Raw genomic sequence first — 17,473 nt, 5'->3', positions numbered from 1 at the left:
AATGTGGAAAAAGATTTGGAGAAAGATGGAACTTAAAAAGCATGCATTAACTGCCATCTCTTATATGCTGCCACTAGTTGTTGCTGCAGGGTTGTTAATTGCGATCGGGAACTTGGCAGGCGGATCGGTAATTACCAATTATAAAGAACCATTCTCAGTAGCTTCCGCACTCCTTTCTCTTGGCGTTTTGGGCATGGGATTGCTGGCGCCGGTGATCGCAGGAGCTATCGCCTATTCAATAGCAGATCGGCCGGGCATCGCACCGGGTCTACTAATGGGGCTGATTGCCAATTCCATTGGCGCGGGATTTCTAGGAGGCATGCTTGGGGGCTTTATTGTCGGATATTTTGTTCTGTTCCTTAGAAAACATCTAAAAGTTCCTAGATGGGCAGAAGGCTTAATGCCGATGATGATTATTCCGCTTGTTTCAAGTGTTGTTATTGGATTGTTAATGTACTTCGTTATTGGTGTACCAATCGTTTGGGCAACGGAGGGAATGACTTCTTTCCTTAATAGCATGCAAGGATCAATGCGTTTCGTCTTCGGTGCGATATTAGGGGGAATGGCAGCATTTGACTTCGGCGGCCCAGTAAACAAAGTAGCTTCGCTATTTGCCGACGGACTTCTGTTGCAAGGTGTAAAAGAACCCGAAGCAGTGAAAATACTTGCTTCAATGGTACCGCCATTCGGTGTGACGATTTCATGGCTTTTATCTTTAGCTTTTCGTAAGAAGAAATATACCAAGGAAGAGGAAGATAACATCAAGATTGCTTTGCCAATGGGTGTTTGTATGATCACTGAAGGGGTTATTCCGATTGCAGCTGTTGATTTGCTCCGCGTTGTAGCCGCTTGTACATTCGGCGCCGCTATTGGAGGAGGATTATCCATGATGTGGGGTGTCGCTTCCCCGGTACCATCAGGCGGAATGTTTATTGTTCCGGCAATGAATCATCCATTGCTCTTCACCTTAGCACTGCTTATCGGTTCTTTAATAACAGGGATCATCTTGTTCCTGTGGAAGAAGGAACCGACTAAAGAGGAAGAAAAATTAAGTGATAAAGATTTTGAAGAGGAATTTGATCTGTCAGATATAAAAATTTCTCAATAAAACAGACAAGGTGATGAGATTATGTACGTTTCGATGAACGGTATGTTACATCGGGCGAATCAAGGTAACTACGCGATTATGGCAATTAACTGTTTTAATCTGGAAACTGCTCAGGCTGCGATTAATGCGGCGCAGGAGTTAAGAGCACCAATTATCATTGATCTTCTGCAGGAGCATATGCAGCAGCATCTAGGAAGTAGGTTTCTCACTCAACCCATTATCAAAATGGCTCATGAAGCGAGTGTTGAGGTGGCGATTAATCTTGATCATGGTAAGGATGTTGGGTTCGTCAAGCGGTGTTTACAGGACGGCTTTTCAAGTGTGATGATGGATGCTTCTGAACATCCACTAGATGAAAATATTCAGATTACGAGAGATATGGTGGAATTTGCGCAAACGTATGGGGCTAGTGTTGAGGCGGAATTCGGTAATATGGGGGCTGTTGCCGGTAATCATATGACCAATGATCAGATGTATACGGATCCGGATCTGGCCATTGATTTTGCAAAAAAAACAGGTATTGATGCCTTGGCAGTTTCTTATGGATCGAGCCACGGAATTTACCCGGGGGGGTTCGTGCCCACGTTTCACTTTGAAATTGTTGAACAAATAAAAGAAGCAACTAAAATGCCGCTTGTGCTGCATGGTGGCTCTGGGTGCGGGAGCGAAAATATTACACAATCTATTAAACTAGGAATCAACAAAATCAATGTTGGTTCAGATTTCATGAAGGCTCAGATCAGTAGTATCAAAAGACAACTTAGTAAAGATCCGGAAATTAATTTTGTTGACCTGATTCATAACACGATTAAAGGAGGCGAGGAATTAGTTAAACACTATATTCTCCTTTCGCAATCTGCTGGTCAATCACTTTAAAAAAAACAAAGGAAGTGTATGTATTATGTTAATAAACATGAAACAATTATTGGAAGTAGCCAAGGAACATCGTTTTGCTGTAGGGGCATTTAATGTGGCGGATAGCAATTTCGTGCGAGTGGTCGTTGAAGAAGCAGAAAAAAATAATTCGCCGGCAATTATCGCCGTACACCCGACAGAGTTAGCGTTTACGAAAGACAGCTTTTTCAACTATGTTGTAAGCCGCATTAAAAATAGCCCGGTTCCATTTGTCTTACATTTGGATCACGGTGACAGTTTAGCAAGCGTTATGCGCGCGGTTCATGCTGGATTCAGTTCGGTAATGATTGACGGTTCCTTGCTACCATTTGAAGAAAATATTCGCGTAACCAAAGAAGTTGTTGATGTGAGTCACAAAATTGGTGTATCCGTGGAAGGAGAGCTTGGGACGATTGGTAATACCGGCACGACCATCGAAGGAGGATTGACTGAGGTCATTTACACAAAACCGGAAGATGCGGCGGAATTCGTTGAACAGACCGGTGTGGATTCATTAGCTGTTGCCATTGGCACTTGCCATGGAATTTATCCAAAAGGCGTGACGCCGAAACTGCGTATGGATGTTTTAAAAAGTATTAAGGAAATTGTTGATATCCCTCTTGTCCTCCACGGTGGCTCTGCAAACCCGGATGAGGAGATTGCTGAAGCAGTCAAGATCGGCATTCAAAAAGTTAACATTTCATCCGATTATAAATTTGCTTTTTTCAAGAAATGCCGGGAAATATTGGCCACTACTGAACTTTGGGATCCGAATGCCGTTTACCCTGACTGCATTGACGAAGCCAAGAAAGTCGTTAAATATAAGATGGAATTATTTAATTCAATTGGTAAAGCAGACTGTTATAAAGATGTTCCTGCATGGCGAAGCGAGTTAAGTTAAGAACTTAAGTTAGAAGTACATTTTTGAAAGCGCTTAATTTAATAGAGTTGAAAAAGGTTAAGCGGATATCAGATGTCTTTTATAGTCCAATTATGGCTCAACATTTAGACGACGAAGTCTTATGCTGAGTTTTTTTTGCAGGGGAAAAAATTTAATCCTTAAGGAGGTAGGGATCATGTTATTCGGATCAATTGAAGCAGGAGGAACCAAGTTCATTGCGGCGGTTGGTGATGAGCAAATGAAAATAATCGACTCGATTACCGTACCGACGACGAAGCCTGAAGAAACGCTGGAACCCATCTTCTCATTTTTTGATCAGTATTCTATTGATGCAATCGGAGTTGGTTCATTTGGTCCCATTGATGTTAATGAGGATTCTAAGACCTTTGGTTATATCACATCGACGCCAAAGACTTCTTGGAAAAACTTTAACTTTTTTGGCAGCTTAAGTAAACATTATGACATGCCGATTGCTTGGACCACGGATGTGAATGCAGCAGGATATGCGGAATCTGTCATGGGAAATGCGAAGGGCACACAAAGTTGTCTGTACTTGACCGTTGGCACCGGCATCGGCGGTGGTTTTATCAATCAGGGACATATTCTGAACGCATACAGTCATCCGGAAATGGGGCATCTCTTAATCAAGCGCCATCCAAGCGACACCTTCGTGGGTAATTGCCCATTTCATACGGATTGCTTAGAGGGCATGGCCTCCGGACCGGCAGTTGAGAAGCGTTGGGGCAAAAAAGGCATTGAACTTGCTGATCAACCCAATGTATGGGAGCTTGAAGCTTATTATCTCGCTCAAGCGCTGGTTAGTTACACATTGATCTTGCGTCCGGAACGCATTATTCTTGGCGGCGGGATTATGAAACAAAAGCAGATTTTCCAATTGATTCGTGAACAATTTGAGCAGATGCTCAAGGGTTATGTTGCTGTGCCTGATCTGGACACCTATATTCAGCCTGTCGGACTAAATGATCAAGCGGGGATCATCGGAGGATTGTTACTCGCAGAAAAGTCGATTGGGAAAATAAAAGCCTTGTGATAGAGACGGAATCATTGGCCTAATATTTAGTGGGATGAATGGCGGTTTATGCATTCATCCTATTTTTCTATTGTGCTGATTTTGGATGCTTAAAAGTAGCAACTAAAAATGTGCAACAGTTAATCCATTGACAAAACAAATGGTACAAAATTCTATTAACTTATTAGTTAATTTAACGTTTATATTAAGAACATCGTGAGAATAAATTGTAAAATAGTATACCTTTTTTCTCCGGAGGGCAAGATTATGTCACTGGTTTTCAATGAGAATGGAGTTCTTAGTCCCGGAGATTACCTAATGACAATTGAGCAACTAAAAAGTTCTCTATTGGTTCAGGGACCTGGCGGTGGAGAGCCTTGGAATCAACAGAAACCGCTCATGTTAGTCAATAATTTATCTATTCTTGTAGATCAATTGCACCGAGTCGGAATTGATGAAATTTTTATTGATAGTTCATTTGTCAGAGGATAAGACAAATCCAAGTTATCTACGATCAAAATCGAGATTAGTGATGAAGTAGGGGCATAGACTCCAGCAACCTATGCATCGATTCACTCACTTGCCTCCATCTTCAAATGAATCAGGATCTTTGACTAGATAATATTATGAGGAATATCCATCACTCATGATTTGGTTAACGATAAAAGAAGTAGTCATGGATTGTGACTTAATTTACATTTCATGAATGAACGACATGTCCCCTGAAGAACGTAATGAACATATTGCACGAATTAGGAAGGCATGGAGTGAGAACTAATGCTGGTTGTTAGTTTATCTGAAGCATGTTCGTTAATCGAGAAAGAGAGGGTTAAAAGCGCCCTCTCTTCTTTTACATGCTTTGATAAGGTTATCCGAGCACTCAAGAAGTACAAGATTTTATTAGAATCAATGCATTTAAAACGGATACCCAGAGTTTCTCAAGAACCCATTTGTTTACCGTTAATTCAAATACGAAAAGGACATCGCTTGATCGTGCAACTGCATTGGATTGTTCGATCAAAAGAAAAGCAAGACTGGATTGGAACGCCGCTCGTCGACATGCCGGTTCGCATGCAGTCTCGGCGTTAAGAAAGGAGATTCCATTAAACGATGGTTTCTGTTCAGCTATAGCTGAGCTTAGAAGCCGTATTCTTCGTCTTTATTGTTGAACGCCTTCAAAAAGTTTTGTAACTCTTGATGGAGCCAAATTCGTCCATGCTCTGCATGGTTGCTGATGTAATCATGGTACGTACGAATAAAGGCAGGATTTAACATGCCGATTAATGTGGCAAATGAACCGTCATCATTATAGATAGAGAGGTGGTTGGATCGTGCACGATAAACATGTTCTCCGGTTTTCAATTCAAACAGATAGTGGGTATTGCTCGTGTCACAATGACAAATCGCTTCCATACCGGCATTCAAAAAAGCTCTCTTGCCTTTGTCCATAAGTACGCCTCCAACAGTTTTATTTGTCGTGCTCCGATCAGACTACGTCGCTGATCGAGCACTAAGACAATGTCCCTAGTCCCCAACTTTCCCCTGGGCAAGATTCATAGCCTATAGTCTTATTATGCAGGAAAGAATGGAATAGAGGCAATACTGAATAATGAGAAGATAAGAAAAATTAATGAATATTAGCTGAATCCTAAATAGAATAAGAGATTTGTGTATTGATTTAAGATCATTCATTAATTGACGTTCCCCATTTAATTTTTCATCGTTTGTCTATAACTTATTTCGTTCATAAGTGGGCACATTTTCCTCTCGAAATCCGTTCATTTTCTTTTCAACGAATACGTTCATTTTGCGACATCGTTAGGGAAGGGTTTGATTCCATTTTTAATTTGGTCGAAATGCTCTTGTAGGATCCATAAATTTTCCATATCATTCGCATATTGAGCTCGTATACGATTTCGTTCATTTTTTATTGCGAGAATCTGGAGGTTAAGTTGTTTGTTTTCACTTTGTAACTTTGAGATGATTTTCTGCTCTGATTCAGTCAATAGATTGGTTAACAATGATTTTTTTCCTCCCTGTCTATGCAGTTGATGTGCAATATCCCGATTAATCGTTCGGATATTTAATGGATCTTTGGTTTATATATTAATTGTCACAAATAGACAAAAACTAAACAAATTTAGTGATGAAGATCATTGCGGTGTTTGTTTATGCCTCGATCAGACAATTGATAATAGATCAATAGGGATTGAATTAAGTGATTCACTTGTTTCTTGCACAGGGCAAGGTGGTAAGAGTCCCTCTATTTCGTTTTGTGTAACTAATTTTTTCTTCAACATGAGCTAGTGAACCATCAAAATGTCGGTTCGTTACGTTCCTTTTGGGATGTTTCGGTCGACGTTTTTTGCTAGTAACGAGAGCTTTATTTATGCAAAGGCTTTCAAAAAAACTCTTGACAAAAATAGATAACGCTTTCATAATGCTGTTAGATGCTTATGCTTAAACGTTTAAGCAGCTTAAACACCAATGATTAACGAAAATGAAAGGGGTTAATTATTTATGAATAACAAAGTGTTTTACCGTCCTGAGGGAGCATTCGTTGGAGATGTCATTCCCTTCGAGGAGAATGGTCAGGTATATCTTTATTTTCTATTCGAAGATCGGAAAGTACCGAAAAATGGAATGCCTTGGTCTTTAGTGACAACAAAGGACTACGTGCATCTTGAGGAGCATGGTGTTGCATTGCCGTCTGGCGGTCCAGATGCGAAAGATTTTAACTGCTATACGGGCAGTGTTCTTGTTGACGATCAGGGCACACATCATCTGTTCTACACAGGCAACAATCCTAAAACAACTGACGAAACCGGGCGGTCCATCCAGTTGGTCATGCACGCTACAAGTGATGACGGTATGAAATCATGGACGCGCCATGATGAGCTTTCTTTCGGTCCAAGTGAAGATTACGAAGGCTATGATTGGCGTGATCCATTCGTATTCAAGGATGAGGAAAAAGGGATTTGGAGAATGCTTTTTGCTGCTCGAAATAACAGCGGTCCTGAACGTCGGCGCGGTGTTACCGCACAATATATTTCCGACGATCTGTATTCCTGGAAGCAAGCGAAACCATTCTGGGATCCCAAGCGATTCGTTGCAATGGAGTGTCCGGAGGTGTTCCATTGGGGAGATTGGTGGTACTTCATCTATTCCGAATTCACTGATGCATTCACAACCAAATATCGCATGGCCAAGACTCTTGACGGTCCGTGGATCGCTCCGGATAAAGACACAATTGATGGACGCGCTTTCTATGCTGCAAAGAGTACATTCCTCAATGGCAAACGTTTCTTCACCGGTTGGATTGCGACCAAGAAGGGTGCTCATGACGATGGGGAATGGCAGTGGGCAGGAACCATGTCAACGCTTGAGGCCGTGCAAAATGAGGATGGCTCACTCGCATTTCGCTTTCCTGAGACACTGACACAGAGCTTTCCTGAGACTGCTCCGGTTGCCATTGATAAGCAGTCGTTAAATGCTCCTGATGGATATGTATGTGCAGTGTCCGACAAGTTATTGCCGGATCAGGCCTATATCAAAGCCACGATTAACATAAAACCGGGAACTCACGAATGCGGGCTGCTACTGCGTTCCTCGAACGATGGCGATTCTTCCTATGTCATTCGTTTGGAACCACATCGCTCGCGAATGGTTTTCGATCGGTGGCCACGTAAAATGACAGGAGGAGAGCAGTGGCAAATCTCTGGAGACGTTCCCTACTATGTCGAGTTGGAGCGCCCTTGTGATCTACCTGCAGGTAACCACACACTGGAAGTGATTACGGAGGAATCAATTGCCGTCATTGTTCTAGATGGTCAGATTGCCCTTAGCACAAGAATCTACGATAAACGAGCAGGAAGAATCGGATACTTCGTTAGCGATGGGGCAATTGAATTATCTTCGCTTGAAGTCAAACAGCGGGAGATCTAAGTCAAGTCCAGCGGTCATGATCATGGAACTTCGTATTTGTCTCATAATGTTTTAAGCCATAGACGTAGGAAAAACGATAAATTTAGAAAGTCAGGCGAAAAAATGATAAGTCTAAAAAATCTAAAGATGGATCGCACCGCTCGCTTCATTTTGGGATTTGGAGTCTTTGCGATTCTACAAAACATGGGATTCTATATGATCGCATCCGTTCTTATGCCGCAGCGATTGAAAGATATTGGAATTGATAATCCGGACGCTTTGCTTGGAACGATTAATGCTGCGGGAGCCATGCTCTCTCTTTTCGTTAACGTCTTCGTCGGCTCCATGTCGGACAGAACGAGATCACGTTTTGGCAAAAGAACACCATGGTATCTGGCAGGTGCTGTCATTGCAGCAATTTCTTTCTATTTAATCGGAACTCCGGGTACTGGAATTGGAATTCTACTGGCATACTGCTTTGCAAACATTGGGCAGAATATGATGACGGCTCCCATTGTTGCAACACTTTCTGATCGTGTTCCTGAGTGGAATCGTGGCATCGTGTCTGCTGCATATGGCGGAGGAATCACGGTAGGTCAGGCAATTGGTACTTTCTTCGGTTCATTATTTATCTTTCGTACAGGTATCGGATTTGCCAGTGCAGGCGCAATGTATATATTCGCGGGCATTCTGGCATTTCTCCTTCTCCCACGTGAGCCGCGCAATGACACAGAGCAGGTTAACAGGGAGCGAGAGCCTATTTGGCGGGTAATTATGAAAGCGTTCACACCTCCGATGCATGCTCCTGATTTTTGGAAGGCGTTTATCTGCCGTACGAGCTTAATCGTTGCCTATCAGATGATTGCTTCCTATCAGCTCTATATCCTACAGGATCACATCGGGCAGACCAAGGCACATGCCGCCAGTGTCATTTCCATAATGTCATTGATCACTATGGTCGTAGCGTTCATTGCATCGATCACATCTGGACCTATTTCGGACAAAATCGGTAAGCGTAAGCCTCCCGTTATTTTATCTTGTGGATTGTATGCGATTGGTATTGCGATGCCGTGGATCTTCCCAACAACGATGGGTATGCTGCTTTTTGCAGGAATTGCGGGTTTTGGTTATGGTATGTATATGTCCGTAGATCAGGCATTGAACGTCGATGTTCTGCCAAATAAGAAGAATGCGGGCAAAGACCTAGGTTTTCTTAATATGGCAAGCTGTGCCGGACAGGCGATCGGTGCGGTCATCACATCAACGCTAGTTACGATTGTAGGATCATATATTCCGGTATTTCCTGTTGCAATCGTAATAACGGTTATCGCCGCTCTGTCGGTATGGAGCATAAAAGGGGTAAAGTAATGAGAAAAATTACGCTGCAAGATGTTGCTGAGGCAGCTGGTGTTTCGGTTGCAACGGCTTCATGGTCGATCAATGACAATGAGAAGCATCGAATCCCTGCAAACACACGCAATAGGGTTCGAAAAATAGCCGAATCACTTGGCTATCAACCCAATGCTTTAGGGAAGGGACTTGTACAGGGAACATCCGATCTAATTGGCTTTGTTACAGATGATGTTGCTACCATGCCTTTCGCCGGACAGATCATTAAAGGGGCACAGGATGAGGCTTGGCGGAGTGGGAAGCTTCTTCTCATTATCGATACCGGAGGCAAGGAATCAGTCGAAAACAAAGCACTAACTATGATGGCTGAGCAGCAGGTGCAAGGAATCATTTACTCGACTTGGTATCACCGTCCGGTGGAATCACTGAAATTGCAGTCGGAAAGACCTGCAGTACTTGTCAATTGTTTCGATATGCACGATCTGTATCCCGCTATTGTCCCTGATGAGGTTCAAGGTGGTCGGACAGCTACCGAACTTCTTGTAAAGGCCGGTCATCGACGCATCGCTTTCGTGAATACGACCTCTCCCTCACCAGCGCGGACTGGGCGTCTGGAAGGATACAAACAGGTGCTGGAGGAGGCGGGAATTTCTCGAGATTCCTCGTTGATTATGTATGCGAAGCCTGATCAGGAGGGGGGATTCAATGTTACAGAATCCCTCGTTGAAAGCGGGGCGACCGCGGTATTTTGTCATAATGATCGTGTCGCGATGGGAATTTACGATGGCCTTAAGCAGAAAGGACTGTCAATTCCTGATGACATATCTGTCGTTGGCTTTGACGACCAAAGCGTTATTTCCGCTCATTTGCATCCCGCATTGACAACAGTAGGACTGCCTCACTACGATCTTGGAGTCCTAGGTATTCGAAAATTACTGAAGATCTGTAACGATAAAAGTGATGAACAAAAAGTCGGGACCACCCGTGTTAAATGTCCGCCAGTGATCAGAGACTCAATAAAAAGGCTGCAGTTCTGACCATGTGATGATAGGCAAGGCCAGCATCAGTTGGAAAGGTATTAAATGTTTGGAAGGAGTTTGTGAATGATGAATCAGATCACTAATAATCGATACAGGCAAAACTATCATATAATCCCTCCAACAGGATGGATGAACGATCCAAATGGACTTTGTTTTTTTAAGGGCTATTATCACGTTTTTTTTCAATATCATCCCTATAGTTCTGAATGGGGACCGATGCACTGGGGCCACGTTAGAAGTACGGATTTAATTCATTGGGAAGAATGTCCAATAGCGTTGACTCCAGGAGATAATGAAGATAAAGACGGCTGTTTTTCCGGTAGTGCTCTGGTGAAAGATGATAAATTATACTTGATTTACACAGGACATCACTATAAAAAAAATACGAATAAGGAACAATACTGGCAAAATCAAAATATTGCATTTAGTGACGATGGAATTCATTTTGAAAAATATGAAAATAATCCAATAATAAGTAGTGCACCTACCGATAATGCAGCTGATTTTAGAGACCCAAAGATTTGGTGTGAAAATGGTAAATGGTTCATTGTCTTGGGCAGCCAAAATAAATCAGGATTGGGAAGAGTACTATTATATTCATCCGATAACTTGTTTGAATGGGAATACAAGGGAGTGCTTAGCCAATCAAAACATCCTGAAACAGAGGGATATATGTGGGAATGTCCGGACTTTTTTGAGTTAGATGGGCATCGTGTCCTATTAATATCTCCACAGGGGATCATTCCTAATAACGGAATGTTTAAAAATGTATACCAAACTGGATATATGATTGGGGACGAACAAAATGGTATTTTTACGAGAGGGAACTTCATTGAATTAGATTCAGGACATGACTTCTACGCAACACAAACAATGAAAACAGATGATGGAAGGCGTATTATGTTCGCGTGGATGGACATGTGGGAGAACAAGATGCCTGAACAATCTGATGGATGGGCAGGAACGATGACCATTCCGAGAGAATTAAAGTTGGTAAATAATAAACTGTATTCATGCCCGATAGAAGAATTGAAAACGCTTCGATCTGATCTGCTTTTATCAAAAAGCGAATTCATAAACGAAATAGCATTTAGTAGTAAAGAACATCAACTGGAAATTGAAGCTAAAATGAATTGGGATCGAGCATCGAGTATATCTTTAGAGATGAAAGATGATAATGGATCGGACATTATCGCTGTTCTGTTTGATGCTAAAGATCGTAAAGTAATTCTTCATAGAACTGGTCCTGATGCTGATAGACAAACTGTTATTGATCAATCAGAAGAATTATCGATTAGGGCATATGTTGATACGTCGTCATTTGAACTCTTTATCAATAATGGAGAAGCCACATTTTCAGAACGGTTTTATTCAGAGAGTGATCTTCACTTTCATTTAAGGGCACAGCAAAGGACTTGGTGCGATATGAATGTCTATAAATTGGGAAATAACTCGAGCAGAACGATTATATATAAATGAGTAAAGGAGATAAAGGCGATGTTATTAGGCAGTATTGAAGCAGGCGGAACTAAGTTTGTGTGTGCAGTAGGAAATGAAGACTATCGAGTGATTGAAAAAGTATCGATCCCTACGACAGATCCAAGCACTACATTCACTAAGGTGATCAACTTTTTCAAAAAATTTAACGACTTGGCTGCGTTATCAATAGCCTCTTTTGGACCAATCGAAATACAAAAAAATAACAAATTATATGGATACATTACCGAAACTCCTAAAAAAGGATGGAGCCAAACTAATTTTGTAGGACCGATCAAAAAGGAATTAAATATCCCCATATTTTTTACAACCGATGTTAATGGATCTGCTTACGGAGAATACATGATGGCACAACTATTTAATGAAAAAATTCAATCTCTAGTGTATCTAACAATCGGAACAGGCATTGGCGGTGGCGCCATAATAGACGGAACGATACTGGGATCGCAGGGACATACTGAAATGGGGCATGTATATGTCAAACGGCATCCTGATGATTTAGAATTTAAAGGTATCTGTCCCTTTCATAAAGATTGTCTCGAAGGCTTAGCATCCGGTCCCACATTTGAAGCTAGAACGGGTATTAAAGGAAAGGATATCCCGATTGATCATCCTGTCTGGGATATTATGTCGTACTATGTCGCTCAAGCCGCTATTCAGCAGACGATGATTCTCAGACCTGACAACATAGTGTTTGGCGGTGGTGTAGTCAGTGAGGCCTTTCTAGAGAAAGTCAGACGCGACTTTGCTGAACTTAACAACAATTACATTAAAGTTCCAGATCTAAACACGTATATAAGAATGCCAAGAGTCCAAGATAACGGATCAGCAACACTAGGAAACTTTGCATTGGCATTCAAAGAACTCAGCAAATAATAAATTTAGGTTGATTAAGACAAATAAAGTCATATCTTTTGGAAGCTGCCTTTTGACAACCCTGTTATAAATACTTAATTTCAAGATATACTGAAAAGCCGAATTCATTCTTTTCGGCTTTTTAGGTTCCGTAAAGATTGAATAAGACACCTTGAATTGATAGATTAAGGCCCTGTAAAACTTGGTTGAAATCTATCAATTTGCTGTCTTTTTTACTGTAGAAATGACAGAGGGTAGCCTCCTATAGAATTGCGTGGAGCAGGAAAGTGGCAAGTATGAATCGAAGTATATACATAATCAATACGTTTGTTATGCAATAATCACTGGTCATAAAGAGGGTAGTGCCAAGCCTTGAAACTGGGTTGGTTGCATTGGAAACGAGAACTGCGAAGTGGGGTATTATTGAGGATTGTACAATGCCCTCTCCCCATGCAGAGCGATATGAGAGCGACGATCACTGGATTTAAATAATCGGCCAGATGATCATATTCATCTGCCACTTGAAAGGCGATAATTGCGATGATTCATACAATGGAAAAGAAAAAGGAAGCAACATTGCTGTATACCCTGGAAGGGGCAAAGGATCATAAGCAAAAGCTGCGGGATCAGAGAGAGAAGCGGTTTTGGAAAATAGTTGAGCTTCCGTGCGGTTTTAAAGCAACTTTGAACAGATTGACAAAGGATGAGCTGGATCAAATACGTAGGAATTATCAGTTCAAAGGCATAAGTTCGCTTAAGAAAGCGGAAATGGCTTCAGAGCTCGCTCGCTTAATTCCTTTGACGTTTCAGAACATCATCGTTACTCTGGATCAGCGCAGGTATGATCTGATCGAAACGATTGTGAAACATTCGGGAATGACTGCTGCCCGTGGTCTGTCGGTTTCGACTATTGAAGTGTTTATGAACTATAGTATTCTCTTCCCCGGAATTTATGAGGATAACAAGGTTCTCTTTATGCCGGAAGAGCTGATGCATCGTTTTGAACAGAGGGACGGCGGTGAACTGAAAAAGATTGTTCAACGCAATACCGAGTGGATTCAACTTGCGCATGGGTTGCTGCATTACTTTGGGGTGATGGATGCATGCCGTATGGTGGATAAGATTGAAATGCTTACCGGGCAGCACATTGATCAATCTGATTTTATGAATGTGATGGTTTTTGCCTGCGATTTCTACGGACAAGCACGTCTTTCCGGTTATGGTTTTCAAGACAGTCGGGTTTTCGATGCGGAAAAAATCGTTGATGAATATCGTATGCGGCCGGATGTAGAGGATTATCCGTTTACGAGAAAACAGCTTATGAAAGCAGCTGATCGAGATTACGTTGACCAAACACCGGAGATGAATCGCTTTATTCATTTCCTATTGAGCTATTATCAGCTGTCTGAGAAGAAAATAAACGAACTTACGGTGCGGATTATTGCGATCATTCAAACGGATGAAAATCCGTCTAAGGTGATTCAATTCCTGCAGTCTCAGATGACGTTTCCTTCGTTTGACTTTGTACAGCAGTTATTGGTCGAAGTAACCGAGGTATATAATCATACTCGTCAGTGGAGATTAAAAGCGCACATGCCACATGAGCTGTTTCAGAAAGAAAAGAGGCACCTGAAACCCGTGTCGGATCAACTCGTTGCGCCGTTCCGCTCCAAATCATCGGTCAACACTGATCAGGCAAACCATCATAAGGTCGGTCGCAATGACCCTTGCCCATGCGGCAGCGGCAAGAAATATAAAAAGTGCTGCGGAAGATGAAAAATAAGGTAATGAATGAATAGCTTGCTGATACCGAGTATTGTGACGGTTCTGACGAATCAAATCTATTTTCATCTCGAGACTCCTGTGCCATGTCCACAAGCTATATCAATAGTCACTCACTTTGATCATTTTCACAAGACCATAGTGATTCTCTCTTTTCAATCAGAGGGCTGTTACTCGCAGATAAATTAATTGGAAAATAATAAGCTTGCTATTAAGGTAGAATCGGTGGTAGGTAGCTCGTGCCATATTGTAACTTTGAGATGATTTTCTGCTTTGATTCAGTCAAAGTGATGCACATATTTGACTATACCGTGCGCATGATAAATTTTATTATATTATGGAGAAAAGGTTAGTTAGCTGAGACTTACATGACTAAATCTTTGATAAGATAAATTTTTAGTCTATAATTAAACCGTTACTATCCACGGTGGGGAGTTGAGCCCGATTTAATAAATTATGACTATATAATTCATAATTTATTAATGGAAAAATATGTCTGAAATTAAACCATACGGAACAGTCTTAATTCGTGCAAAACAAATCCTCGATTATTTAGAGCAGGTAGATCAGCCAGTTAATCTGCAAACGATCTATACATCATTAAAAACGAGCAAGTCAACGGTATTGAAAATATTAAATACACTTTGTCTTATTGGTTTTGTAAAACGTGATGAGGAAACGAAGAAATATTCGTTAGGTATTACGCTCATTCGTTATGGTGAAGCAGCGAAAAAATCATTTAGTATTATCTCTGTTGCCGAATCAGATCTAATTGAACTGAATAATCAGATCGGTGAAACGATTCATTTAGGTGCTTATGATCAGGAGCGAATCATTTATATAAAAAAATTGAATGCAAAAAGCAGGATCATTTTGCGTTCTCAGGTAGGACACTCAGTTGAGCTCTATTGTTCCGCAATGGGAAAAGCTTATTTGGCTGAACAGGAAGAGGAAACGGTAAGAAATTATCTGAATGGAATACGATTGGAAAAGCGAACAGAGAATACAATTTGTGATAAAAACATCTTGATTGATGATTTGCGTGCAACACGAAAGCGCGGCTATGCCATAGATGATCAGGAAAATGAAGACGATATTTATTGCATTGCGACAAGCCTAAAACAAAAGGGGGACATTCGGGGACTGATCAGTGTCAGTTCCCCAGTTTACCGGATGTCAGAAGAGAAGAAAAAGAAAATTATTACTTTGCTGCAGCAGGCAAAGCGGAATATAGAACAGAAGTTAACGCATTAAACAGTTTATGGGGAAAGTTCTTTCATTGTTTTTTAATGAAAGAGCTTTTTTATTTTTATATTTGTTTCTTTGAAAGGGTTTACATCAGAGAACTCAGGCGCTATAATAACCGTGTAGTTTATTAATGATAAATTAAGTTTATATATAAGAAACTTAGATTGAGAGGTGTGCACATGCAAAGAATTTCAATATTGTCTTCTTTAGAGAAAAATGGAATCGTTGCAGTTTTGCGTGCAGAATCAGTGGAGAAAGCGGTGAAAATTTCAGATGCACTGATTGCTGGAGGAGTGAAAACTATTGAACTTACATTTACTGTTCCAGAGGCGGATCGGGCTATTAAAAGTCTGGTCGAAAAATACAAGGAGAAGCCGGAAATTGTGGTAGGGGCAGGGACGATTCTCGATGCACCTACTGCACATGATGCATTCTTGGCAGGTGCGAGGTTCATTGTATCACCAACCTTTGATCGAGAAACTGCATCATTATGCAATCTGTATCAAATTCCTTATATCCCAGGATGCATGAGCGTTAATGAAATGAAAGAAGCATTGAAAGCGGGTTCTGATCTCGTGAAGCTGTTTCCAAGCGATATTGTCGGTCCGACTTTTGTCAAAGATGTCAAAGCACCGTTGCCACAATTGGAAATCATGCCATCCGGAGGCGTGAACCTAGATAATCTTGCTGATTGGTATGGCGTTGGTTGTCGTGTGATTGGTGTTGGCGGCAGTTTATTGAAACCGGCCGCAACCAATGACTTCGAAAAAGTGACAAAGCTTGCTAAGGAATACATGTATGTATATCGTCAGTTGAGTGAGCAGCATGTCTAAGATTCTAGCTCTTGGTGAGATTATGATTCGTTTCTCAACGGACATGGGCGATCTGTTGACGAATAGTCGTAAATTTAATGTTAATTATGGTGGTGCCGAAGCTAATGTAGCTTCCACTCTGTCCAACTTTGGACATTGCGTTCATTTTGCCAGTAAGCTGCCGGATACCGCGCTTGCGGAAGCAGCTCTACGTGCATTGCATACCAGTTTGGTTGATACTTCTCAGGTCCTGAAAGGTGGCAGCCGAATGGGTGTTTACTATCTTGAAAAGGGAAGCAGTCTTCGCCCATCTACAGTCATTTATGATCGTCAACGTTCTGCAATAGCCGAAATGGATATTCATGAATGGAACATTGATGAATTATTTCGCGATGTGAGCCTGTTTCATATTACAGGAATTACGTTTGCGATATCAGAACAGTGGCATCATTTTGGGCAACAGCTTATCGAGGAAGCTTACAATCGTGATATTCCAGTTAGTTTTGACATTAACTTTCGTTCGTCGATGTGGACATTAGAAGAAGCAAGAAAATCAATTTGTCCGATTTTGCCAATGCTTAGCTTTTGCTGTGCTAATTATCTGGACGCGCGCAACTTTTTCTCAATTGATCCTTCGATTGCTAGGCAAGACCGTATGGAAACTTGTTACTCTGAAATAAGCAAGAAATTTCCTAATCTCAAAGCTTTGTACGCGACAAATCGAAATGTGGTGTCTACGTCGAACAACATGTTACAAGGAATACTTTGGAATAGGGGACGTTTTGTATCATCTCCCAATTATCAGCTTATTCCTATTATTGATCGAATCGGTGGCGGAGATGCTTTTGCAGCCGGTATCCTGCACGGTATTTTGAAACATATGAGTTCTGAGTGTATGCTCCAATTTGCTATGGCGACAACGCTGCTGAAACATACTGTTAACGGAGATCATATTTCTATTTCGGAAAGAGACGTACAGAAGTGGTTGGAATCATCTGGAGGAGAAGTAAAAAGATGAACAAGTGTTTAATT

At 41.4% G+C, this 17,473-nt stretch carries 15 protein-coding genes; 14 read left to right on the top strand and 1 reads right to left on the bottom strand.

The window, feature by feature from the left end:
- Position 1 precedes the first annotated feature (1 nt).
- The 5 genes from NOM01_RS05705 (at position 2) to NOM01_RS05685 (ending at position 4,425) form a co-directional block, all read left to right on the top strand.
- Positions 2-1,108 carry a PTS fructose transporter subunit IIC gene (locus NOM01_RS05705; protein ID WP_255747165.1) on the top strand — a complete coding sequence of 369 codons (1,107 nt, stop codon included), beginning with the start codon at positions 2-4 and terminating at the stop codon, positions 1,106-1,108.
- Positions 1,109-1,129: 21 nt separating this feature from the next.
- The gene (locus NOM01_RS05700) at positions 1,130-1,984 is read left to right on the top strand and encodes a class II fructose-bisphosphate aldolase (protein WP_255747163.1); all 855 of its coding nucleotides are present in this window, start codon (positions 1,130-1,132) and stop codon (positions 1,982-1,984) included.
- Positions 1,985-2,009: 25 nt separating this feature from the next.
- A complete protein-coding gene (locus NOM01_RS05695; protein ID WP_255747161.1) occupies positions 2,010-2,903 on the top strand; it encodes a ketose-bisphosphate aldolase in 894 nt (297 codons plus the stop codon).
- A 175-nt stretch (positions 2,904-3,078) separates the two neighbouring features.
- Positions 3,079-3,954: an ROK family protein gene (locus NOM01_RS05690; protein WP_255747159.1), complete on the top strand. Its 876-nt coding sequence runs from the start codon at positions 3,079-3,081 to the stop codon at positions 3,952-3,954.
- A 246-nt stretch (positions 3,955-4,200) separates the two neighbouring features.
- Positions 4,201-4,425, top strand: coding sequence for a DUF6932 family protein (locus NOM01_RS05685; RefSeq protein WP_255747157.1), 225 nt, complete (start codon positions 4,201-4,203; stop codon positions 4,423-4,425).
- A 645-nt stretch (positions 4,426-5,070) separates the two neighbouring features.
- Here the strand turns inward: NOM01_RS05685 and NOM01_RS05680 are convergent.
- Positions 5,071-5,382: a hypothetical protein gene (locus NOM01_RS05680; protein ID WP_255747155.1), complete on the bottom strand. Its 312-nt coding sequence runs from the start codon at positions 5,380-5,382 to the stop codon at positions 5,071-5,073.
- Positions 5,383-6,453: 1,071 nt separating this feature from the next.
- On the opposite strand from NOM01_RS05680, the gene NOM01_RS05675 reads away from it, so the two are divergent.
- The 9 genes from NOM01_RS05675 to NOM01_RS05635 all read left to right on the top strand — a co-directional run bounded on the left by NOM01_RS05675 (position 6,454) and on the right by NOM01_RS05635 (position 17,459).
- Positions 6,454-7,878, top strand: a complete 1,425-nt coding sequence (locus NOM01_RS05675; RefSeq protein ID WP_255747153.1) for a GH32 C-terminal domain-containing protein — start codon at positions 6,454-6,456, stop codon at positions 7,876-7,878.
- Positions 7,879-7,914: 36 nt separating this feature from the next.
- Positions 7,915-9,225, top strand: coding sequence for an MFS transporter (locus NOM01_RS05670; protein ID WP_370645945.1), 1,311 nt, complete (start codon positions 7,915-7,917; stop codon positions 9,223-9,225).
- Positions 9,225-10,244, top strand: a complete 1,020-nt coding sequence (locus tag NOM01_RS05665) for a LacI family DNA-binding transcriptional regulator (protein WP_255747149.1) — start codon at positions 9,225-9,227, stop codon at positions 10,242-10,244. Before NOM01_RS05670 ends, NOM01_RS05665 begins: the two co-directional genes overlap by 1 nt.
- Before the next feature lie 69 nt (positions 10,245-10,313).
- Positions 10,314-11,726, top strand: a complete 1,413-nt coding sequence (locus tag NOM01_RS05660; RefSeq protein WP_255747147.1) for a glycoside hydrolase family 32 protein — start codon at positions 10,314-10,316, stop codon at positions 11,724-11,726.
- Between the two features lie 18 nt (positions 11,727-11,744).
- Positions 11,745-12,620: a fructokinase ScrK gene (gene scrK / locus NOM01_RS05655; RefSeq protein WP_255747146.1), complete on the top strand. Its 876-nt coding sequence runs from the start codon at positions 11,745-11,747 to the stop codon at positions 12,618-12,620.
- Positions 12,621-13,139: 519 nt separating this feature from the next.
- On the top strand, positions 13,140-14,375 hold the full coding sequence (locus NOM01_RS05650) for an SEC-C metal-binding domain-containing protein (RefSeq protein WP_255747145.1): 1,236 nt from the start codon (positions 13,140-13,142) through the stop codon (positions 14,373-14,375).
- 498 nt (positions 14,376-14,873) lie between these two features.
- Positions 14,874-15,635, top strand: coding sequence for an IclR family transcriptional regulator (locus NOM01_RS05645; protein WP_255747144.1), 762 nt, complete (start codon positions 14,874-14,876; stop codon positions 15,633-15,635).
- Positions 15,636-15,808: 173 nt separating this feature from the next.
- On the top strand, positions 15,809-16,462 hold the full coding sequence (locus tag NOM01_RS05640) for a bifunctional 4-hydroxy-2-oxoglutarate aldolase/2-dehydro-3-deoxy-phosphogluconate aldolase (RefSeq protein WP_255747142.1): 654 nt from the start codon (positions 15,809-15,811) through the stop codon (positions 16,460-16,462).
- Positions 16,455-17,459 carry a sugar kinase gene (locus NOM01_RS05635; RefSeq protein ID WP_255747139.1) on the top strand — a complete coding sequence of 335 codons (1,005 nt, stop codon included), beginning with the start codon at positions 16,455-16,457 and terminating at the stop codon, positions 17,457-17,459. Before NOM01_RS05640 ends, NOM01_RS05635 begins: the two co-directional genes overlap by 8 nt.
- The last annotated feature ends 14 nt before the right edge of the window (positions 17,460-17,473 follow it).

Source organism: Sporolactobacillus sp. STSJ-5 (assembly GCF_024385605.1).
In the GTDB taxonomy this organism is placed as follows: Bacteria; Bacillota; Bacilli; order Bacillales; family Sporolactobacillaceae; genus Sporolactobacillus.
This window is presented reverse-complemented; position numbering and strand designations above follow the sequence as displayed.